This is a genomic window from Rathayibacter sp. SW19 (assembly GCF_030866825.1).
GTDB lineage: Bacteria > Actinomycetota > Actinomycetes > Actinomycetales > Microbacteriaceae > Rathayibacter_A > Rathayibacter_A soli.
Genome location: NZ_CP133020.1, coordinates 2,676,451 through 2,698,463 on the forward strand (window position 1 = coordinate 2,676,451; position 22,013 = coordinate 2,698,463).

Below are 22,013 nucleotides of genomic sequence, written 5' to 3' on the forward strand. Positions count from 1 at the left end.
GGTCGCACCGCCTGTGGCATTCTGCGTATTGGGCTCTCCGCTCTGTAGCTGACGGGTTCAGATCTGCAGGTCGTGTGCTTGTTGCAGTAGCCAGGTCTCGGTTTCGGGCCATGCAACCTTCAACTCGCTGTTGAGCCCCTCGTGGTCGTACCCGGAGTACTCCTTCCACGGGACGCCTCGGCGGGTCAAGCCTTCGCCGAGCATGCTGTGCGGCATTATCCGACCAATGGCTTCCTCGTCGTGGTCGCCCCAGAAGCAGTACAGCGGGCAAGGCGCGTTGTCAACCAGAGCATCCGGAGCCAGCCCGGCCAGATCGCGATAAAAGGCCGCGCCGGCTCGAGGATCGAACCTGCTTTCCCATCGTGCCCAGGTATCCCTGTCCTGCTCCAATTGCCCCATCTGGGCGTCCACATCGCGGGAGGTGATCCCGTAGTCGCCCAGCAGCGGGAAACCCCCGGACGCCACCGCCGCGATTGACATCTGTTCGGCCAGCTGTAGTGCCAGCCACGGGCCGAACACGCCGGTGAACGAGTAGCCGAAGAACAGCACGCGCTGATATCCGAGGTGACGCGTCACCGCAGCCATGTCAGACGCCCAGAGCGCAGGAACGTACGGCCCACCCGTTCGGGTGCTCGCGCCGAAGTCCCTTGGCGAGGCAACGATCACGGTGAACCGGCGCGCCATCAACTCTTCCAGCTCGGGATCCCACGTGTAGTTGCATTCCGGCGCGAGCAGGGCAGGGCCGGATCCTGTGACCCGGAACGCGATCTCTGCTCCGCCGACGCTCAAGAACTCCATATCAAGGACGATATGGGCGGCATGCTGTTCGCGCAATGATCGGCAGGCCCTCCGCGAGGCGGTGCACGTCCGGCTCGCGGGCCGATCGTGTCGGGGAGGTTCTCGCCAGTGCGTTTCATGGTGTCGGCGACGGATGCTGGCTGTCGGTGGGTCCGGTGGTAAGGACCTGCCAGAGGCCATCGAGTGCCGTTTGCGCTGCGGCGCGGCATGCCCTGACGGGAGTTGTTGCGGTCAGCGCCCATTGGTCGATGGTGGTGAGCGAGGCAATGGTCCAGGCGGTCAGCAGGTCGAGGGGTAGGTCCCGGCGGATGATGCCGAGTGTCTGCCCGATTCGGAGAGCATCCGTCACCCAGTCGGTTACGGTGCGGCGCACTCGCGCGATCGCGCGGTCCGCGGCGGCGTCAGCGGAATTGTGGAACATGCGGCCGAGATCCATCAGCTCGGGGCGCGTTGTTGCGATTCGACCGAGCCGGTCGAGCATTTCCGACAGTTCCGGCCGCAAGTTTGCTGCGGTCAGCGCTTCCAGTGGCGGCGGGCGGACTTCCTCGAGCAGGTCAGTAGACAGGCGCTTGGTCACCCAGTCGTGCAGCGCTGCCTTGTCGGCAAAATGGTGGTAAAAGGAGCCCTTGCCCATCTCGGCCCGCCTCAGGATGCCGTTCAGCGACGCGCCGTCGAGCCCACTCTGGGCGAACGCGGCCGCCGCGGCCGCGGAGAGACGCCTGGCCGTGGATACAGCGAGGGGGCGGGGTGGACGAGACATCTTCTTGATTGTAGACTCAGTTCGTGTACCGATCGGTACAGGAATAGGAGGGCATGCATGAGTGAGACGATCGTTGTCGCGGGAGCCACCGGTTATGTCGGACGACATGTTGTCGAGGCGCTGGACTCTCGGGGCTTTCGGGTGCGCGCCCTTGTTCGGTCACGGGAACAGGCGGAAGCGCCTGGGTCATTCGGCGCGCCATCGTTGCGCGGACACGTTGCCGAGTGGAAAGTTGTGGACTATTTGGATCCGACAACGTTGCGCGGCGCCTGCGAGGGTGCAGACCGCGTCGTCTCCGCTCTGGGAGTCACCCGGCAGAAAGCGAGCCCGTGGGATATCGACTTCCTGGGCAACTTGCGTCTACTGGAGGATGCGGAGCGCCACGGGTCTGCATCTTTCCTCTATATCAATGTCCTGCGTTCGGAGATCGGCACGTCACTGACCATGCGCTCCAAGCACGCGTTCGCCGAGACGCTGCGCCGCAGCCGCGTGGCAGGCCAGATCGTCAACCCGTCCGGCTATTTCTCCGATGTCACCGATTTCCTGCTCCTGGCGAAGAAGGGGCTCGGATTCACCCTCGGCGACGGCACCGCGAAGGTCAACCCCATCCATGGAGCCGATCTCGCAGAATTCATCGTCGGCCATCTCGCCGAGCCGCCAACAAGCTGGGACATCGGCGGCCCCGAGATCCTCACATACCGCGAACTGGAAGAACTCGCGTTCAGTATTGCCGGACGCCGCCAGCGCATCCTCCGCATCCGACCAGGGCTCCTGCGCCCGCTGCAGTGGGCAGCCGATCGAGGCTCTCCCCGGGTGAGCAACCTCACGCACTTCTTCCTCGATTCGCTCCGAATCGATGCGGTGGGATCCCCGACCGGAGACCGACGGCTTGAGCCGTACCTGAGAGCGATCCGCTAACGGACGGTCTGGGCGGCACCGTCACTGCCAAATCGGTCCCCATCCCCGTGGCCCGCCCTGATGGGTTCAACGAGGCTTACTATGGCCGGCCCGAGCAACTGCTCATTCCTGAAGCGCGACAGGCCTGCTCCTCGTTCGCGCAACCCAAAGCTACGGTTCCGCTTGAGGGCAGTTCTGCTGGCGAGTCGGGGCGCTCACAACTCCACGACTCGTCTTGCACCGCGGTGAACTTCCTCGAGCAGAACATCAGGCACCTGCCCGACGTAGTCAGCAAGGTCTGCCCTGTTGAGCGTCGCGATAGCTGTCACGTTGACGACGGAATCGCGTGGAAGTCCGGCCGCGCTCGCGGCGAGAAAAACATTGCCGTCCCGCTCACCGTTCCTCTTGCGGACCGCCACGCATCGTGGTGGGCTCAGATACCCAACACCAGTCGAATACCGTCGGCAATACTTGAGATCACGTGGCTCGGGACGTGCCCCATCGTGTACGGTTCAACGAACTCCCGGCTGACCGGTCCGACTTGCGACACGACGGCAACCGAGTCCCGCCCAAGCTCGGACGCATCGACCGGAACAAGTATGTTGCCCGGAAACGCTTCGAGCGCAACATTCGAAGTCAGCGGTACCACGACTACGGCGCATCGATCCGGCCGATTGACGGCGAATGCCGAGCACGTCAGCTGACTGGGACCGCGCCGACCGTGCGGTCGATCGTGCACTGACCGAGCACGCGCGTTCCGAGGTAGATCACCGCACTCTGGCCGGGCGCGACACCGTTGAGCGGCGTAGCAGGCGTGATCACCAATTCGCCGCCGACGAGCGCGGCAGTTGCCGGCACAGGGTCGGAGTGCGCGCGGATCTGCACGTCGCACGCGAACGGCAGCTCGGGCTGCTCCGGAGGCAGCCCGGCCCAGGTGAACCGGGAACCAGCAATCTGTGCAAGGTCCAGCGCTTCGCGCGGTCCAACAACGACCGTGTTGTCCTTTGGCCGCACCTCTAGCACGAACCGGGGCTTGCCGTCCGGTGCAGGCACACCGAGCTGAAGCCCCTTACGCTGTCCGACGGTAAACGCGTTCGCCCCGTCATGCTTGCCGACCGTGTTGCCGCTGCGGTCGAGGATCTCCCCCGGCTTCGCCCCGACATGCTCACCGAGCCAGGCCCGCGTGTCACCGTCCGGAATGAAGCAGATGTCATGCGAATCCGGCTTGGTCGCGACGCTGAAACCACGCTCGGCGGCCTCGGCCCGCACGAGTGCCTTCGACGGCGTCTCACCGAGCGGGAACATCGCGTGCGCCAGCTGCTGCGCACTGAGCACACCGAGCACGTATGACTGGTCCTTCGCCCAGGCGCTGGCGCGGTGCAGCTCGCGGTTGCCGGCGGCATCCGTCTGGATGGCCGCGTAGTGGCCGGTGCACACGGCATCGAACCCGAGGGCGAGCGCCTTTTCAAGCAGCGCCGCGAACTTGATCTTCTCGTTGCACCGCAGACACGGGTTCGGCGTGCGCCCGGCGGAATACTCGGCAATGAAGTCGTCGACGACGTCGAGCTTGAAGCGTTCGGAGAAGTCCCAGACGTAGTACGGAATGCCGATGAGGTTGGCAGCGCGCTGCGCATCCATCGAGTCCTCGACGGTGCAGCAGCCGCGGCTGCCGGTGCGCAGGGTGCCCGGCATCCGGCTGAGCGCGAGGTGCACCCCGACGACCTCGTGCCCTGCATCGACGGCGCGCGCAGCCGCCACCGCAGAGTCGACGCCGCCGCTCATTGCCGCAAGAACTTTCACGCGTTCCAGTGTAAGCGCCACCCGGGTGTCACCAGAGCGCACCAAATCGACGGAGATATTCGGCGACTCGCCGCGCGCGATGTGCGACGCGCCGCGTTTGCGGAAAAATGTCCGTCGTTTTGAAACAGACGCTAGCGGATGCCCAACTCGGTCTCGCGATCAGCAAGGCCGGCCCGCGCAGCCTGTGCGTATGCGGACGGAAGCGCAGTGAGGAACGCGGTGATGTCCGCATCCGTTGTCGTGCGCCCCAGCGTCACCCGCAAGGCACCGCGCGACGCCACCTCGTCACGGCCCATTGCGCGGAGCACGTGCGACGGCTCCGGGATGCCGGCTTGGCACGCCGAACCGGTCGAGACGGAGATCCCGGCGGCGTCGAGCAGAAACAACAGGGAGTCGCCCTCACAGCCGGGGAACGAGAAGTGCGCGTTCATGCTCAGCCGGACCACGGCATCCGGATGCGCGCGGTTGCGATCGGTTGACGGGGGCTCCGGTCCGTTCAGCAGCGCATCGGGCACCGTTGCGCGCACCCCGGCGATCACCCGATCGCGCAGCGCGGACAACCGCGCCGACTCCTCGGCCAGCACATCAGTTGCCTCACGCGCGGCCGCCGCGAACGACACGGCGGCTGCAACATCCTGGGTGCCGCTGCGCACTTGTCGCTGCTGGCCGCCTCCGTGGATCAGCGGCACGACGCTCGCGTGCCGGGACAGCGCGAGCGCGCCGATGCCGACGGGCCCGCCGATCTTGTGCGCGGAAACGCTCAACGCGACCAGTCCGGCGGCATCGCTGCTGCTCTGCGTGCGTAGCAGGCTGAAATCGATCGGCAGATGCCCGTAGGCGGCCACCGCGTCGACATGCAATGGCACGCCGGCGGCTGCCGCGAGCGCAGCGGCTGCCCGCACGGGTTGCACGGTGCCGACCTCGTTGTTGGCCGCGATCATTGTGACTAGCGCAATCGATTCCGGGTCGTCGGTCAACGCCTGCTCAAGCGCGTCGAGCCGGAGCGCGCCGGTTTCGTCGAGCGGGAGCCACTGGACCGTCGCGCCCTCGTACTGCTCAAGCCATTCGACGGTGTCGATGGTCGCGTGGTGCTCACCGCCGGGCACGAGGATGCGGGTGCGGGTCGCGGCGCGGGTGTCGGTAGGGGTCTGGATACGGGTCTCGATACGCTCGCTAGCGCTCGCTACTCGACCAGCGGAGTGGGCGCTCGCTACTCGACCAGCGGAGTGGGCGCTCGCTGGGCGACCAGCGGAGTGGGCTCTCGCTGGGCGACCAGCGGCGTGATTGCGCTGCCAGTACAGCCCCTTGAGCGCGAGGTTGATCGCCTCGGTGCCGCCCGAGGTGAACACGACCTCGATCGGCTCGCAGCCGAGCGTGGCCGCAACCTGCTCGCGTGCTTCCTCGAGCATCCGCTTCGCTGCCTGACCTGCGCTGTGGATCGACGACGGATTGCCCACCGTCGCCATCGCCCGCGCGTACGCCTCGATCGCGGCAGGAGACGCGGGTGTCGTGGCCGCGTGGTCAAGGTAGACCGTCATACTCATTACTGTAGAACTCATGACCTCGGCGGATGCTTGGAGCGCGCTCGGCGCGACCCTCACGACGAACGGCTGCTCCGTCAGCGTCTGGTCGCACAGTGCAGACGCGATCGAGCTGTGCGTTTTCGCGACAGGCGACCCCACTTGGGTGACCGAGAAGATTCCGATGACGCGCGGCGCCGGAGACGTGTGGACCGCACACTCCGATACGCTGCGCGCCGGAATGCGCTACGCATTGCGCGCATCGGGCCCGGACGCACCGCCGAACGCGTTCGACCGCGACAAGTTCCTCCTCGACCCGTATGCCAAGGGGCTCGCGCGCGCCGGTTCGGGTGGATGGCGGGCCGTGCCCGTCGATGACTCCTTCGACTGGGGCGCGAGCAAGAAACCGAACACGCCGCTGGATGACACCGTCATCTATGAAGCGCACGTGAAAGGCATCAGCAAGCTGAACCCGGCCGTGCCGGCAGAACTGCGCGGCACGTATGCCGGGCTTGCCCACCCCGCCACTATCGAGCACCTTCTCGGTCTCGGCGTAACGGCTGTCGAGTTGCTGCCTGTGCACGCGTTCGTCTCGGAAGAACGGCTCGTCAAGCAGGGTCTGTCGAACTACTGGGGCTACAACACCCTCAACTTCTTCACACCGCACGCAGCATATGCCACGAGGTCCGCACAAGCCGCCGGCTCTGCAGCCGTGCTGCGGGAATTCAAGGGCATGGTCAAACTCCTGCACGAGGCAGGGCTGGAAGTGATTCTCGACGTCGTGTACAACCACACGTCAGAAGAGGGGCCCGACGGGCCAACCAGCAGCTTCCGCGGCCTGGACAACGCGGCTTACTATCGGCAAGACGAGCACGGCAACTACATCGATGTGACCGGGTGCGGCAACACGCTGAACGCGAGCCATTCTGTCGTTCGGCACCTGATCGACGACTCGTTGCGTTACTGGGCGAACGACGTGCAGATCGACGGCTTCCGTTTCGACCTGGCCGTCGCTTTGGGGCGCGACGAGAACCTGCAGTACACACGGGATCATCCGCTGTTGTACGGCATCCTCGACGACCCGCACCTGCACGACGTGAAGAAGATCGCTGAGCCGTGGGACGTCGGACAGGGCGGCTGGCAGACGGGCAACTTCCCCGACGGCTGGTCGGAGTGGAACGACCAATTCCGCGACCGGACCCGCACGTTCTGGTTGCGGGACATCGCCGACGCCCGCTCGAACGGCGAACCGAGCAGTGGGATCGGTGCGCTGGCGACCGAGATCGCCGGCTCGGCGGACACGTTCGCAGCGGAACGCGGCCCTCTCGCATCCGTCAATTTCATCACGGCCCATGACGGATTCACCGTGGCCGATCTGGTGGCATACGACTCGAAGCACAACATCGGCAACGGCGAAGACAACAGAGACGGTACGAACGACAATCGTTCGTACAACCACGGCGTCGAAGGCGACACGACCGATCCCGCGATCCTGGCTGCTCGTTGCAAGGCGATCCGCAACCTGATGGCCACCCTCATTCTTTCCGCGGGCGTGCCCATGATCACAGCGGGAGACGAATTCGGCCGCACGCAGAGCGGCAACAACAACGCATATTGCCACGACGACGAACTCACCTGGTTGGACTGGGAATTGGAACCGGCACAACGGGACCTGCTCGCAACAGTCAGCTTGCTGATCCGCTTGCGTCGCGACAACGCGGGGCTGCGACCGGTGCGCTACGGCAAGACCGGTGAAGCCGTCCCGAACGCTGCCCGGATGGACTGGTACGACGCAAGCGGCGCCACTATGAATGTGACCGATTGGCAGTCGCCCGAGAATCGCACGCTGCAATATCTCGCCGCGAACACCGACGAGTTCACCGAGAGCGGGCGCACCCTGCTCATCGTGCACGGCCTGGAAACCTCGGTGCCGGTCACGCTGCCGGCGCAGCTCGGTGTCACCGGGTACTGCCTGCTCTGGGATAGCGCAGCCGACAGGCCGCCGGAATCGGCACCCGGGGTGGAAGCAAGGCATTCACCGGGGTCGACCGTGACGATGTCGCCCGCATCGATCCAGCTCTACCGAGTGAATGAGGCAGAGTGAACGAGGCCCAGAGTGAACGAGGCCCAGGATGAACGAGCGGGCAGTTGACTCGTAGACCGGATGCCGGCCCCGGCACGCCCGCGACCGTCGCGCTGGCTCGCGCAGGCGTCGCATTCACGCCGCACAGTTACCGGCATGACCCGGCGACGACCGGATTCGGACTCGAGGCGTCGGCACTGCTCGGTGTCGAACCGGAGCGTGTCTTCAAGACTCTGGTGGTGCACGCCGATGACGAGCTGGTGGTCGGCATCGTTCCAGTTTCCGGGCAGTTGGATCTGGGCGCCCTCGCCGCGGTGGTCGGTGCAAAGCGGGCACGGATGGCTGAGGCATCAGTGGCAGAGCGAAGGACCGGTTACGTGATCGGCGGAATTTCGCCGATCGGTCAGAAGAGGGTACTGACGACCGTGCTGGACGATTCCGCCGAGCTGTTCGAGACGATCTTCGTGTCTGGCGGACGCCGTGGTTTCGACATCGAGTTGTCGCCGAACGACCTGCTCGCGGTCACGGGCGGTACCCTCGCCGCAATCGGTCGCTGAACCGGCCCGCGGCGAGCGCGATCAATCCGCGACGGCGACCAGACCCAGTTCGGCGGGCGACGCGAGCAACGCGTTACGCGGCGTGACCCGAACCGTGTATCCGAAAGACCCGGCCTTCTCCAGTGGAATGGTGCCTTCGTAGGCGCGCGTCGTGTCCCCGGCGTCCATCGCGGTCAGTACCTCATGCTGCGCGCCGACGAGGTCTCTGCCGCCTTCGCTGTGGCCGTAGACGACCTCGACGGTGACATCGTCAGGCGTGAGGTCGCCCAACGCGACGTGCGCGCGCAGGTGCAATTGATCGCCGACCTGCGGCACGGAATCGATGCCACCGGACTCCACGTGCACGACGGTGACCGCCGGCCAGGCAGCGCGTACCCGCGCCTTCCACGCGGCCAGCTCACGCGCCGGCCGATTGCCATCATGGGTGAGCGCACGCTCGGATGCCGCCGCAGGCAGGTAGAGCCGCTCGACGTACTCGCGCACCATGCGCTCCGCAGTGAGTTCAGGCGACAACGACGCAATGGTGTGCCGAATCGACGCGACCCAGCGTGCCGGAACGCCGTCGTCGCCCCGTTCGTAGAAACGTGGTGCGATCCGGTGCTCGATCAGGTCATACAGCGCGTTCGCCTCCAGGGCGTCCCGCTGTGCGGCATCCCCTGCCGTGTCTGCGGACGGAATCGCCCAGCCGTTCTCACCGTCATAGAATTCGTCCCACCATCCGTCGAGGATGGACAGATTCAACACACCGTTGAGCGCCGCTTTCATGCCGCTCGTGCCGCACGCCTCAAGCGGGCGCAATGGATTGTTGAGCCAGACGTCTGTGCCCGGATACAGAGTCTTCGCCATCGCGATGTCGTAGTCCGGCAGAAACACCATCCGACCGCGCAGTTCCGGCTGTGCCGCAAACTGCACGAGCTCCTGGATGAGCCGCTTGCCTTCCTCGTCCGCCGGATGCGATTTGCCGGCGATCACCAATTGCACCGGTCTCTGCGGGTCCAGCAGGATGCTGCGCAGACGCGCACGATCATGCAGCATCAGAGTCAGACGCTTATAGGTGGGCACGCGCCGCGCGAAACCGATGGTAAGGATCGCGGGATCAAGAATCTCGCCGAGCCAGGGCGGGGTGATGGTGCCGGTGTGACCGGCCCGCCAGGCCGCCGCAACCCTGCGTCTGGCGTCGTGAACGAGGTTGTCTCGCATCCGCTGACGCACAGACCACAGTTCGGTGTCACTCAGCGACTGCGAAAGCCAATCCGCGTGGGCGGTATCGGCGGTTCCGAGATGGCGCTCCGCGAGTTCTTGCATCGCCGGGTCTGTCCAGGTCGCGGCGTGCACTCCGTTCGTGATCGAGGTGATCGGCACCTCCTCTGCGTCGAACCCCGGCCACAACCCGGAAAACATCTGCCGCGAGACTGCGCCGTGCAATTTCGACACGCCGTTCGCCCGTTGGGCGAGTCGCAGCCCCATCACCGCCATGTTGAACACGTCGGCCGAGCCGCCCTCGTAGTTCTCGGCCCCGAGGGCGAGCACGTCGTTCGTGTCGACGCCGGGCAGGAGTTCCGGCTGACTGAAATACCGCTCGATCAGCGTGCGTTCGAACCGATCGATTCCGGCCGCAACCGGTGTGTGCGTTGTGAAAACCGTGCCTGCTCGCACGATCTGCAATGCCTCGTCGAAGGCGAGCCCGTCGCCGATCAGGCCTGAGATGCGCTCGACACCGAGAAAGCCGGCGTGTCCTTCGTTGGTGTGGAAGACATGCGGCTCAGGGCCTCCCTTCAGCGCTGCGCAAACCCGCAAAGCGCGCACTCCGCCGATGCCGAGGAGGAGCTCCTGCAACAGTCGCTGTTCGCCGCCGCCGCCGTAGAGCCGGTCGGTGACGGAGCGCAGTGCTTCCGGATTCTCGGGAATGTTCGTGTCAAGCAGTAACAGGCGAACCCGGCCGACCATCGTGGTCCAGATCCTGGCTTGCAGGGCTCCGCCGCCCGGCACAGCCAGCGCGATGTGTGCGGCGGTGCCATCCGGGTGCCGAAGCACGACGAGAGGCAACCCGTCCGGATCCAGGGGTGGATAACTTTCCTGCTGCCAGCCATCTGCCGAAATCGCCTGGCGGAAGTAGCCCGATCGATAGAACAGCCCGACCCCGATCAAGGGCACGCCGAGATCCGAGGCGCTCTTCAGATGATCGCCTGCCAGAATTCCCAGCCCGCCTGAGTACTGCGGAAGCGCAGCGGCGATGCCGAATTCGGGTGAGAAGTATGCGATCGATGCCGGCGCATCCGCCAGCCCCTGATACCAGCGCGGTTCGCTCAGGTAACGGCGCAGATCTTCGCGCACCCAGTTCGCCCACTCGACGAAGGATGCGTCCGCAGCAAGCTCTGCAAGCCGCGCTGGCTCGACATTGCCGAGCAGTGCGACGGGGTCGCCCGCGGTAGAAGCCCAGACTTCCTCCGAGATGTGCTTGAACAGCTGGCGGGTCGGTTCGTGCCACGCCCAGCGCAGGTTGGCCGCCAGCTCTTCCAACGCCCCCAGCGCTTCGGGGATCACGGCGCGAACGGTAAATTGACGGATTGCTTTCACCCCGGCAACACTATCGGAGCAAGCAAAACAATCCGCAAACGCGAACACGCCGCCCGCGCATGGGCCCATTGGCGCTACGGTCGGAGTGTGGCAACGACCAACGACGATTTCGAGCCTGCGATCGGGCGAATTCCGATCCTGGATCTCACACCGGCCGTCAACGCGGGACGGTGGCCTGCCAAGGCGTTCGCGGGGGAAGTCGTGCCGTTCGGAGTGACCGCGTTCCGCGAGGGACACGACCTGATCGGCGTTGATCTTCTGCTGTTCGACCCGGCGGGAACCGCCTCCGAGTACCGCATGGCGCCTGCCGCACCTGGCACCGATCGCTGGCGCAGGCTTGTTCAGTTGGAAGCTGAGGGGCTGTGGCGTTTTCAGGCGCGAGGCTTCGCCGACGATTACGCGACCTGGCTGCACGACGCACAACTCAAGATCCCCGCCGGAGTCGACGTCGAGCTCATGTTCCTGATCGGCGCCGACCTGTTGAAGCGCGCGGCGGCTGACCGAGCACGCAGCGCTGCACAGCGCCGGGTGCTGAAGGACGCATCAGCCGCGATCACAGCCACGAAAGCTCCTGCGCTCGCGCGGCTGGCCGCCGCGTCCGCTGTCGCGCTCACACGGGTATTGGATGCGCGGCCGATCATCAGCTTATCGACACTCTCCGAGCCGCTCGAGCTGCTCGTCGAGCGCAGGGCGGCCGGCGTCGGATCCTGGTATGAGTTCTTTCCGCGCTCGGTTGGCGCAAAACGCACAAGAAGCGGAACCTGGACCTCCGGCACCTTCCGCAGCGCAGCCAAGCGACTGCCTGCCATTGCCGACATGGGTTTCGACATCGTGTATCTGCCTCCGATTCACCCGATTGGGCTGTCGTTCCGCAAGGGTCCCAACAACTCTTTGAACGCTGGGGAGGCCGACCCGGGCTCGCCGTGGGCAATTGGTGCGTCAAGCGGCGGGCACGACGCCATCCACCCGCAGTTGGGTACGGAGAAGGACTTCACTTTCTTCCTCGGCAAGGCGCGCAAGGCCGGCCTCGAAGTCGCAATCGATTTGGCGCTCCAGGCCTCACCCGATCATCCCTGGGTCACCGAGCATCCGGAATTCTTCACCACACTCCCCGATGGCACGATTCGCTATGCGGAGAACCCGCCGAAGAAGTATCAAGACATCTATCCGGTGAACTTCGACAACGACCCGCGGGGCATTCGCACCGAGGTGCTGCGCATCGTGCGGCACTGGATGGCGCTCGGCATCCGCATCTTCCGGGTCGATAATCCACACACGAAACCACTGGACTTCTGGGAGTGGCTCATTCACACGGTCAACGCCGATGATCCGGGCGTCGTGTTCCTCGCTGAGGCGTTCACCCGCCCCGCCGTGATGCAAACGCTCGCGAAAGTCGGCTTTCAGCAGTCCTACACCTACTTCACGTGGCGGAACACGAAGCAGGAGCTCGAGGAGTTCCTCGCCTCCCTCGCACACGACACCGCAGATTTCCTTCGGCCGAACCTGTTCGTTAACACGCCGGATATCCTCACGGAATACCTCCAGTTCGGCGGGCCCGCCGCGTTCAAGATCCGCGCTGCCATCGCTGCCACCGCTGCACCGACCTGGGGGGTGTACTCCGGATTCGAACTGTTCGAGAATGTGGCCCGAACCGGTGCGGAAGAGTATGTCGACAACGAAAAATACGAATACAGGCCGCGCGACTACGCGCAAGCCCAGTCTCTCGGGGTGTCCCTAGCGCCGTATCTGACCATGCTGAACCGCGTGCGGGCAGAGCACCCCGCACTTGGGCAACTGAGAAACCTGCACGTGCACTCCAGCGAGGACGACGCCATCCTCGTCTTCAGCAAACATCTCGATTCCGAATTCACCGGAACGGGCCGGCCGGACTCGATCATCGTCGTGGCCAACGTCGACCCGCATTCGGTACGGGAAAGCGTCGTGCATCTTGCCCTGCCAGAGCTCGGACTCACCGAAGGAGCACGCTTCGATGTCGAAGACCTCGTCACGGGGGCGAGCTGGACCTGGGGTGCTGACAACTACGTGCGCCTTGACGCCTTCACTGAGCCGGTTCATATCCTCCACGTGAGAGAGGTCCAATCATGAGTCCCATCCCCGAGGGTGCAGGCGGCGTCATCCTGCCCGAGTTGCCGGACGAGTTGTTGAAAGCGATTGCAGAGGGGCGCCACCACGACCCGCACGCGGTGCTCGGGCAGCACATCGTTGCCGCACAAGGTGTGCGCGACCCCGTCACGGTCATCCGTGCGCTGCGACCGCTTGCGGATGCCGTGAGCGCGGTCACGACAACGGGCGCGCGTATCTCCCTCGGCCACGTCGGACATGGCATCTGGCAAGGCCTGAGCATTCTCGGGCCCGACGACTACCTGGTTGAAACCCGCTATCCGCACGCGCCGACGTGGACGGCAGACGACCCGTACCGTTACGCGCCGTCGATCGGCGAACTCGACCTGCACCTGATCGGTGAGGGCAGGCACGAGCGTCTCTGGGATGTGCTCGGCGCGCACTATCGCGAGCACGCCGGTGTCACCGGGAGCATCGCGGGCACGTCGTTCGCTGTTTGGGCGCCGAATGCCCGCGCCGTGCGATTGATCGGTGATTTCAATGATTGGGACGGCACACGCCACGCCATGCGCAGTATGGGCGGCAGCGGTGTGTGGGAGCTTTTCGTCCCTGGCGTCGTGCCGGGCGCGCTGTACAAGTTCGAACTGCTCGCTGCGGATGGAACCGTGCTGCGCAAAGCAGATCCGATGGCCCGCTATGCCGAGCAGTCCCCGGCCACGGCCTCGATCGTCGTCGAGACCCACTACGACTGGGCAGACTCGGAGTGGATGCGCGCGCGGGAGCAGTCCGATCCGCACAACGGCCCGATGAGCGTGTACGAGCTGCACCTCGGCTCGTGGCGGCCCGGGCTGAGCTACCGTGAAGCCAGCGACCAGCTGATCGACTACGTGAAGGAGCTGGGCTTCACGCACGTGGAGTTCCTGCCGCTGGCAGAGCATCCATTCGGCGGCTCGTGGGGTTACCAGGTGACGGGATACTATGCACCGACCAGCCGGTTCGGTCACCCGGACGACCTTCGCCACTTGATCGACCGGCTTCATCAGGCCGGCATCGGCGTGCTGATGGATTGGGTGCCCGGCCACTTCCCGAAGGACGAATGGGCGCTCGCACGCTTCGACGGCCCTGCGCTGTACGAGCATCCGGATCCGCGGCGCGGCGAACAGAAGGATTGGGGCACGCTCGTCTTCGACTTCGGCCGACCACAGGTGCGCAATTTCCTGGTCGCGAACGCGCTGTACTGGCTCGAGGAGTTCCACGTCGACGGGCTGCGTGTCGACGCTGTCGCTTCGATGCTGTACCTCGACTACTCCCGCGAAGACGGGCAATGGGAACCGAACATCCACGGCGGCAACGAGAACCTCGAAGCGATCTCGTTCCTGCAGGAGGCCACGGCAACCGCGTACAAGCGCAATCCCGGGATCGTGATGATCGCGGAAGAATCGACCAGTTGGGGCGGAGTGACCGCACCGACGACCAGTGGCGGCCTCGGCTTCGGCATCAAGTGGAACATGGGTTGGATGCACGACTCGCTGCAATACATCCATGAAGACCCGATGTATCGCTCCTACCATCACAACGAGATCACCTTCTCGTTCGTGTATGCGTTCAGCGAGAACTTCATGCTTCCGATCAGCCACGACGAGGTCGTGCACGGCAAGGGTTCACTGCTGTCGAAGATGCCCGGCGATCATTGGCAGCAACTCGCGAACGTACGCGTCTACCTCTCGTTCATGTGGGCACACCCCGGCAAACAACTGCTGTTCATGGGTCAGGAGTTCGGGCAGCCCAGCGAATGGAGCGAGGAGCGCGGGCTCGATTGGTGGATTTTGGACCAACCGAGCCATCGCGGCCTGTTCGACCTGGTGCGTCAGCTGAACCGCCTGTATCGCCAGAATCCGGCGCTGTGGCGACACGACAACGATCCAAGCGGGTTCGAGTGGCTTGACGGCGGCGACGCTCAGCGCAACGTCGTGTCGTTCCTGCGCTGGGACGACGGGCATCCGATCGCCGTTCTGATGAACTTCTCCGGCAACCCGCACGTCGGTTATCGAGTCGGACTGCCGTTCGCGGGGCAGTGGGAGGAACTGCTGAACACGGATGCCGAAATCTTCGGTGGGTCGGGGGTCGGCAACTTCGGGGCGGTCGTCGCCACAGACGAGCCATGGGGCGGGCGCCCGGCTTCCGCGGAGATCACATTGCCGCCGCTCGGCGGCCTGTGGCTGCGCCCGCGCGCCTAGCTCCTGCCGGCGGGCCAGTAGATCTAGTCCGAAGTTACGCGGGTTGAGGGCGGGTTTCTCTGGCTTGAGCCGGGATTTTACTGCTGACTGTGGTGGTGTTTCTGGCTACTTGAGCGTGGTAGGGATGGTTTGGCCGATCAGCTCGAACGCGTGGCGTTGGATCGGGGTGGGGGTGGCGACCAGTTCGAAGCCGATCTCGTCGTCGTGGCCGGCGATGTGGATCCGGTTGCGGGTTAGGGTCGCGAGGTGGTCCAGCAACGCGGTGAAGCTGTAGGCGGGCTCGCCGGTGTCGGTGGTGGCGGTGGATGCTTTCCGGCGGGCGGCGGTGGAGCGTTTCGCGGGTGCGACGGGGTCGGCCGGGTCGGGTCGGTTCTCGTCGGTGAAGGTCAGCGGTGCCCACGCGTTCCTCAGGTGCCAGATCAGGTAGGCGGACAGCATGCACAGAAACACGTGCGCGCGAACTCGGGTTTCTGTCCAGTGGTAGATGGGCCGCAGGTCCAGGTCGATGGACTTGATTGAGCGGAAGTCGCGTTCCACGTGCGCCAACGACTTGTATGTGCCGACGACGGTGGCGGTGTCCATCTGCTCGGCCGGAACACTGGTGCGGATCACATAGATGCCGTCCAACGCCGCCTCGGCATCGATGTTGTGTTGGTTGCGGGTGAAGGTGAGCAGCCCGTCGTCGATGATGAGCTGGAAGTGTTTGGCCATGTTGTGTTTGCCGAGGATTTTGCCGACACGGACTCCGATCGGCCCGGCCTTGGTGAGTCGGCCCGCGGTCACGGCGGTCGCGATGACGGTCAGGTCAGCCTCGGTCGCGGCCAGCAGCTGCTCACGTTTGTAGGCGCGTTTGTCGGCCAGGGCAGGGTTGCGGCAGGCGATCAGGCGTTCGCCGGGATAGTCGGGATGTTGGATTTCGGCCAGGTTGGTGTCATCGAACAGGGATTGTTGCACGCACCCGTCCGCGATCAGGCCCGCGATCGACACGGAGCGCAGTGCGGTGACCCAGCCGAGACCGCCCAACTCTTTCAGCTGCCGGATGCGGGCGGAGGTGATCATGCCGCGGTCGCCGACCATGACCATGTCGTTGACACCGAACGTCGTCTTCATTTCGATGGCGATCTGCTGGAACGCCGTCGGGTCGGCGGTGTTACCGGGCACGACCCGGATCGCGACGGGCCGGCCGGCGGGGTCGGTCAGCAGCCCGTATTCGATCTGCGGCAGAGCCTTCTTCCCGTCCCGGGAGTACCCGCGGGCCGCCAACTCGCAGTGTGTGCCGGTGACCCAGGAGGAGGACAGGTCGAACAACGCCAACCGGTCCGGGTTGGCATCTTCGCCCAGGTGTTTGCGGGCGAGTTTCTTCTCGATTGCTTCTTGTCGGGTCGCGAGCCAGTCCATCGCCGCATACACCTCATCGGTTGAGACGTCGGTGATGCCGAGGTCCTCGGCGAGGGTGGTGTCGGCCCACCACCGGGTCGTGGCCAGTTTCGAGGCCGGTTTGCAGACCCGGGCGATGATCAGACCGAGCACCACGTCCCGAGCCTTGCCCGCCGGGCCCAGCAGAGCCGGCAGCCCCAGTGCCTGGGCTTGCGCCCAGACGGCGGCGACGTGCCCGTGCGGCAGGGACCGGGTCACCTCCAGGTTGTCGTCGGCGACGATCAGACTCTTGCCGGCCAGGGATGCCTTCAGGACCTCGATCGCACTGTCCGGCAGCGCGGTCAGGTTCGCCAACGTCGCGTGTTTGACCTTGGCGCCTTCCCGGTAGGAGCGGCGCAGCAGCACCGATTCGTAGACGCGTTCCTCACCAGCCTTGTTGACCGCCTTGGTTCTCACTTTGGCCACATGCATCGCCGTTGCGTTCTTCGCCACGCCATAATTCTAAACGCTAATCACGATAGATCATGGCTCAACACACCTATTTTACTGGCTACAATTGTTGATACAAAAGAACCCCCACTCCCCGCAACGACGGGGAAGTAGGGGCTCAACTCATACGTAACTTCGGTCTAGTACAGAAGTGCGGATAACCGGGCCCGGGCGTGGGCAACGCGAGAATCCGCCACGCCGACGACCTCGAAGTACTCCAGGAGTCGCTCGCGCACCGTGTTCTTGCCTGCGGCGTCGACCGTTGGATACAGGTCGAGAACGCGATCGAACGCGTCCTCGACGTGGCCACCGGACAAGTCGAGGTCTGCGACGGCCAGTTGAGCATCGATGTCGTGCGGCCTGTCTGCGGCCGAGCTTCGGATCTCATCGAGCGTACGCCCGTTCAGCCTGCCGAGGAGACCGACCTGGGCGAGCCCGGCAACAGCGTCGTGGTCGCGAGGGTTCTGGGCGATCGCCGTGCGATATGCAGTGGCAGCTGCGGCGTAATCACCGCGCTCGATCGCGTCATACGCCTCCTGATGAAGCGGCGGCAGCGGCTCGGCGACCGGTTCCATCGGCTCCCCAGTTGCGTCGTCTTCGCCGGCGGAGTCAACCTGCGCCTGCCCGGTGACGCCGTTCTGCTGAGCCAGCTCCAACACTTGCACAAAGACTTCGCGAACCTGCGCCTCCGGGATCGCACCGGTGAACAACGCGACCGGTCGACCTCCGATCAGGGCGGCAACGGTCGGAATCGACTGTGCCTGGAACGCCTGGCTCAGTTGCGGGTTCGCATCGACATCGACCTTGACGAGCACGAACCGGCCGGCATACTCCCTCACCAGCTTGTCGAGGATCGGCGAGAGCTGTTTGCACGGCTCGCACCAGGTCGCCCACAGATCCACGATCACCGGGATCGTCATCGACAGATCCAGGAACTGCGAGAAGTTCGCGTCTGTGCCGTCGAAGACCAATCCGGGCAGTGTTATCGGCTCACCGGGAACTCCGCCGTCGCCGGGCGTCGCCCCCGGCGCGGCACCCGGCGTTGCGCCTGGCGCCTGCGAGTTCAGTAGCGGGGACAAGTCGATCGCTCCACGGAGACCTGCTGTTGGGGGCATTGCGTTGCTCATGACGTCTCCTTTGCTGAGATGGGCGCCTGACTGAATCCGAGCAGTCTGATCTTCTGACTCGATTCTGCAGGGGGCACATAAAACAGTAGTTGGTAGCCGTAGGTCGTCGCCAAGCCTGTGCCGCTGTCTGTAACGCCGGCAAGGGCGGCCGTGGCATCTCCCGCGCTGACCCGTGCACCGGATTCAACCACCGTCACGGTCGCCGTCTCGGTCACGCTCGTCGCGACGATGGCACCTGAGTCATTTGTGGCCAACGCGATCGGGTCCCCGGTGCCTGTGCCTGCGGTGTATGCGAGGCTCGCGGTTTTAGCGAGTTCCGAGATCTGTTTGGCCTTGAAATCTGCGCCGACCTGCGAACTCAATCCGTCGGACTTCTCGTCGAACAGATCTGCATATTTGCTTTTGGTGCCGTTGAGGAGCACATCACTGTATGCAGGGCCGAGCGCATTCGGCGAGATCTTCAGCAGCTTCGAGTCCGGCGGCACAAGCGAGGCGCCGATCGTGACCGGCGCGAGATCGCGCACCTTCGCGTCCGCTTGCAGTGTGATCGCATATTCGACGAGATAGTTATCACGCGGCGTCTGCTGCACCATCACCAGATCGATCGGTGCGCTCTTCGCATTCGACTTGTCTTGTACGACGGCTGCGACGACGCGCGGCCACGTATCTGTCGCCTGCGGCACACCCACCACCACTGGGCCAGCCGGAATCGCCTGCGGCGCGGCTGCACTGGCGTTTTTCGCACGGATGGTGTAATTCGCCGTGCGTTCCTGCAGCGCAGGTCCGGTGAAGCGCGTCTTGATCAGGTCAGCGTTGAGCTTGGAATCCGCCTCCGCTGCCACCGTGGAGATCCGCGTCACGATGTCATCGAGTTGCGGCGCAGTCACTGCGGGCGGCATCGCGTCTTTTCCCTGCCCCGGGATATCCGTGGCCAACGCCGTCGCTGTCTTGCTCGGGGTCGCTGCGGACCCGAAACTTGGCCAGTATTGGGCGGAACACCCCGTGAACAGCAATGACCCAGCGAGCACGACCGGTATGACGGCCACCTTACGGCGGATCGCCCGACGGGTCGTCGGGCGATCCGTCGGACCCGAATCAAGCTCGTCGGTGGGCTTGTACTTCGCCGACCTGGGCAGCTTCGGCGGCTTCGGGCCCCCGCTGTTGCGTCGCGGCCCTCGCGCCCGCCGCATGCCGCGTAGCGCGAACAGGTAGAGAACGAGCCCAACGACCAGCAGAATGCCGCCGCCGACGATGAGCGGCCCCGACCACGGCGTCGAATTGTCCAGCGGCCAGACCACCGCGACCGACTTCGGTGCGGCAGCGGTGCCATCGCTGGCAATGATTACGCTGATGCTGTCAGGAACGTTCATCTTGGTGATCGCGGCGTCCTGCCCGACGAACTGCTCAAGCCACAGATCGGAGCCCACAGGGTTCGGCCCCGGCTTTTTCGCGGTGTTCGCAGTGGCATCCGCCGTGCCGGTCGCGCCGGTGGCACCCACCTGTGACGGTGATGGGGTCGGGGTGGCGGTTGCACCCGGAGTTGCACCCGGAGTCGCACCCGGAGTCGCACCGGAGCCCGGGGTGGTGTTCGAGAAGACATCCGCCGAGTTGTTCGGTGTCACGATGCTCGACGTCAGCACATTGGTTGCCGGCTTGTATGACAACTTGGCATACCGCTCATCACCGAGCCAGGCCTTCACATCCGCGGTGCGCCCGTAGGCGACGAAGGACTGCTTTGCACCGTTGACCAACAGGGTTTGCTGTCCCGGATGGGAGTTGAGCACGGCGCCGTCGATGACGGTGAACGGTGCATCCCCGGTGACCGTCGCCTGTGCGACGAGGCTGCTAGGCGAGGCCCAGATGGTTCGCTCGGCGATCCCGATGCCGATCAACGCCGCGGCGACCACAAAGGTCACGATGGCCAAAACAAGACGCACGAAAGCTCCTTCTGTGTTGTCGACCGGCTCGCGATTCCGCCGCGTGCGACGGGGAGCCGACGTGCGGCTGGGCACCGGATGCGCCCACTCGGGTTGAAACCGCACCAGTGGCGCAGACACGTCGGCGCTCACGGCAACAATCAAAGACAGTCAAGGCTAGCGGCTGACGCTGGGAGGCGCATCATAGATGTCTGAACCCGCAGCGGGTGCAGCGATCGCTCACCGAGACTAGGATCGGATGAGCTTGCAGGCGCCCCCGGCCTGCGCCCCCACACACCCCAATTACACGGGAGAGGTTCACAGTGCCCACCGACGAGTCAGAGTTTACCCAAGTCTTCCGAGGCTACGACAAGGATGAGGTCGACAAAGCCCTCCAGGACCTGCGCAGAGAACTGATCAAGGCCAACACGCAAGGCGCGGATACTGCGAAAGAGATCAAACGTCTGAACGCCCGCATCGAGGAGTTGAACGCTGAGATAGAAGAGGTCGGCTCACCGACGTTCTCGGGCCTTGGCACCAAGTTGGAGAACACGCTGCGCGTCGCAGAAGAACAGTCGACTCGAATGATCGCCCAGGCCGACATTGATGCAGAGAAGTTGCGCGCAACAGTCGCCGCCGAAATCGAGAAAGCCCGCCGCACCACAGCGGAGCAGGCAGACAGGGTGCTGGCAGATGCGCACGCTCGCGCGGAGACAACAGTGCAAGACGCTCAGATCGAAGCGAACGAGATCGTCGCGAAGGCCAAGCACCAACGCGACCAGCTGAACCAAGACGCACTTCGTGAGGCCGCGGCCATCCGCGGCGCCGTCGCGACGGAGGCGGCGGAGTTGCGCGCGACAAGCAAGCGGGAATCAGCAGCCGTGCGCGCAGAGGTCGAGCGGGAGGCGGCAGAGCTCAAGGTTGCTGCCGTTCGCGAGGCCGCTGAGGCGCGGCAGACCGCGGAGGGCCTGAACGCAGAAACGGAGCAGGTGCGCCAAGCGGTGGCACGCGAAGTGGCTGCCCAGCGCGCTGAAGCCGCAGACGAAGTGGCCAAGGCGCGTTCGACGCTCGAGCGCGAAGGTGAGCAGTCTCGGCTCGACATTGCTGCTGATTCGAAGCAAGCGCGCATCGATCTGGCGAACGAGATGGAGCAGGCACGAGCCGCGCTCGCACGCGAGATCGACCAGCGCCGTTCCGATCTCGAGCACGAGTTGAGCAACGCCCGCGCGGAATTCGCCCATGAAAGCGAGCAGAGCAAAAACGCCCTCGAAGAAGAACTCGCGACCACACGGGCGACCATCCTCGCCGAGGCACAGCGCCGTACACACGAAGCCGAGCAGGCGCGCATCGACCTCGACGTCGAGCTGAAGGCGCGCGCCGACGAAGCGGAGAAAGAGCACCTGAAGAACCACCAGGACGCTGTCGCACAGACTCAGAGCTACCTGGACGACGCGAACCACCAACTTGCCGAAGCGATCAAGCGCACAGCACAAGCGCGGGAAGAATCCGACTCGGTCGAGGCCGACGCGAGGGCAGAGGTCAAGAACGCCCGCAAGGACGCAGACGCGACGGCACAGCAGATCGTGCGCAGTGCGGAAGATCGAGCCAAGGCGATCATCGAGGAAGCGGACGAACGCACGAGAATTCTCGTTTCGGATGCCGAAGAACGGCTTTCTCAGATTAGGATCGAGCGCGAGGCTGTCGCAGGCTATTTCGAGTCTCTCAGGGGGGTCCTGACTCAAGCGGAGCAGGTCGCAGCAGACAACAGCTGACCAAGAAGCGGGGATAGTCGG

General features: G+C 64.8%; 16 protein-coding genes. 6 read left to right on the forward strand and 10 right to left on the reverse strand.

What is annotated here, in order from left to right; translation table 11 throughout:
* Window positions 1–57 precede the first annotated feature (57 nt).
* The gene (locus tag QU604_RS12420) at window positions 58–798 is read right to left on the reverse strand and encodes an alpha/beta fold hydrolase (RefSeq protein ID WP_308464941.1); all 741 of its coding nucleotides are present in this window, start codon (window positions 796–798) and stop codon (window positions 58–60) included.
* Between the two features lie 115 nt (window positions 799–913).
* Entirely contained in the window at window positions 914–1,558 is a 645-nt protein-coding gene (locus tag QU604_RS12425; protein WP_308464942.1) for a TetR/AcrR family transcriptional regulator, read from the reverse strand.
* Between the two features lie 57 nt (window positions 1,559–1,615).
* Here QU604_RS12425 and QU604_RS12430 point away from each other — a divergent pair, with 57 nt between their 5' ends.
* A complete protein-coding gene (locus tag QU604_RS12430; protein WP_308464943.1) occupies window positions 1,616–2,476 on the forward strand; it encodes an SDR family oxidoreductase in 861 nt (286 codons plus the stop codon).
* A gap of 194 nt (window positions 2,477–2,670) precedes the next feature.
* Here the strand turns inward: QU604_RS12430 and QU604_RS12435 are convergent, their stop codons facing one another.
* The 4 genes from QU604_RS12435 to QU604_RS12450 form a co-directional block, all read right to left on the reverse strand.
* On the reverse strand, window positions 2,671–2,874 hold the full coding sequence (locus QU604_RS12435; protein WP_308464944.1) for a type II toxin-antitoxin system PemK/MazF family toxin: 204 nt from the start codon (window positions 2,872–2,874) through the stop codon (window positions 2,671–2,673).
* A gap of 14 nt (window positions 2,875–2,888) precedes the next feature.
* Window positions 2,889–3,104, reverse strand: coding sequence for a hypothetical protein (locus tag QU604_RS12440; protein WP_308464945.1), 216 nt, complete (start codon window positions 3,102–3,104; stop codon window positions 2,889–2,891).
* 47 nt (window positions 3,105–3,151) lie between these two features.
* Entirely contained in the window at window positions 3,152–4,255 is a 1,104-nt protein-coding gene (gene mnmA, locus QU604_RS12445) for a tRNA 2-thiouridine(34) synthase MnmA (protein WP_308464946.1), read from the reverse strand.
* 131 nt (window positions 4,256–4,386) lie between these two features.
* Window positions 4,387–5,793 carry a cysteine desulfurase family protein gene (locus QU604_RS12450; RefSeq protein WP_308464947.1) on the reverse strand — a complete coding sequence of 469 codons (1,407 nt, stop codon included), beginning with the start codon at window positions 5,791–5,793 and terminating at the stop codon, window positions 4,387–4,389.
* A 19-nt stretch (window positions 5,794–5,812) separates the two neighbouring features.
* Here QU604_RS12450 and glgX point away from each other — a divergent pair, with 19 nt between their 5' ends.
* Both glgX and ybaK read left to right on the forward strand, forming a co-directional pair.
* Window positions 5,813–7,879: a glycogen debranching protein GlgX gene (gene glgX, locus QU604_RS12455; RefSeq protein ID WP_308464948.1), complete on the forward strand. Its 2,067-nt coding sequence runs from the start codon at window positions 5,813–5,815 to the stop codon at window positions 7,877–7,879.
* A gap of 44 nt (window positions 7,880–7,923) precedes the next feature.
* Complete coding sequence (ybaK, locus tag QU604_RS12460) at window positions 7,924–8,415, forward strand: Cys-tRNA(Pro) deacylase (RefSeq protein WP_308464949.1); 492 nt, start codon at window positions 7,924–7,926, stop codon at window positions 8,413–8,415.
* Between the two features lie 21 nt (window positions 8,416–8,436).
* Here ybaK and glgP read toward each other — a convergent pair whose 3' ends face one another.
* The gene (gene glgP / locus QU604_RS12465; RefSeq protein WP_308464950.1) at window positions 8,437–10,992 is read right to left on the reverse strand and encodes an alpha-glucan family phosphorylase; all 2,556 of its coding nucleotides are present in this window, start codon (window positions 10,990–10,992) and stop codon (window positions 8,437–8,439) included.
* 87 nt (window positions 10,993–11,079) lie between these two features.
* Between glgP and QU604_RS12470 the strand changes: the two genes are divergently transcribed.
* Both QU604_RS12470 and glgB read left to right on the forward strand, forming a co-directional pair.
* On the forward strand, window positions 11,080–13,098 hold the full coding sequence (locus tag QU604_RS12470; RefSeq protein ID WP_308464951.1) for a maltotransferase domain-containing protein: 2,019 nt from the start codon (window positions 11,080–11,082) through the stop codon (window positions 13,096–13,098).
* Complete coding sequence (gene glgB / locus QU604_RS12475; protein ID WP_308464952.1) at window positions 13,095–15,311, forward strand: 1,4-alpha-glucan branching protein GlgB; 2,217 nt, start codon at window positions 13,095–13,097, stop codon at window positions 15,309–15,311. The genes QU604_RS12470 and glgB overlap by 4 nt, the downstream gene beginning before the upstream one ends.
* A gap of 105 nt (window positions 15,312–15,416) precedes the next feature.
* On the opposite strand, the gene QU604_RS12480 is transcribed toward glgB, so the two are convergent.
* The 3 genes from QU604_RS12480 to QU604_RS12490 all read right to left on the reverse strand — a co-directional run bounded on the left by QU604_RS12480 (window position 15,417) and on the right by QU604_RS12490 (window position 20,241).
* On the reverse strand, window positions 15,417–17,180 hold the full coding sequence (locus QU604_RS12480) for an IS1634 family transposase (protein ID WP_308464953.1): 1,764 nt from the start codon (window positions 17,178–17,180) through the stop codon (window positions 15,417–15,419).
* Window positions 17,181–17,317: 137 nt separating this feature from the next.
* The gene (locus QU604_RS12485) at window positions 17,318–18,304 is read right to left on the reverse strand and encodes a tetratricopeptide repeat protein (protein ID WP_308464954.1); all 987 of its coding nucleotides are present in this window, start codon (window positions 18,302–18,304) and stop codon (window positions 17,318–17,320) included.
* A complete protein-coding gene (locus tag QU604_RS12490; RefSeq protein ID WP_308464955.1) occupies window positions 18,301–20,241 on the reverse strand; it encodes a DUF8094 domain-containing protein in 1,941 nt (646 codons plus the stop codon). Before QU604_RS12490 ends, QU604_RS12485 begins: the two co-directional genes overlap by 4 nt.
* A 302-nt stretch (window positions 20,242–20,543) precedes the next feature.
* On the opposite strand from QU604_RS12490, the gene QU604_RS12495 reads away from it, so the two are divergent.
* On the forward strand, window positions 20,544–21,992 hold the full coding sequence (locus QU604_RS12495; RefSeq protein ID WP_308464956.1) for a DivIVA domain-containing protein: 1,449 nt from the start codon (window positions 20,544–20,546) through the stop codon (window positions 21,990–21,992).
* The last annotated feature ends 21 nt before the right edge of the window (window positions 21,993–22,013 follow it).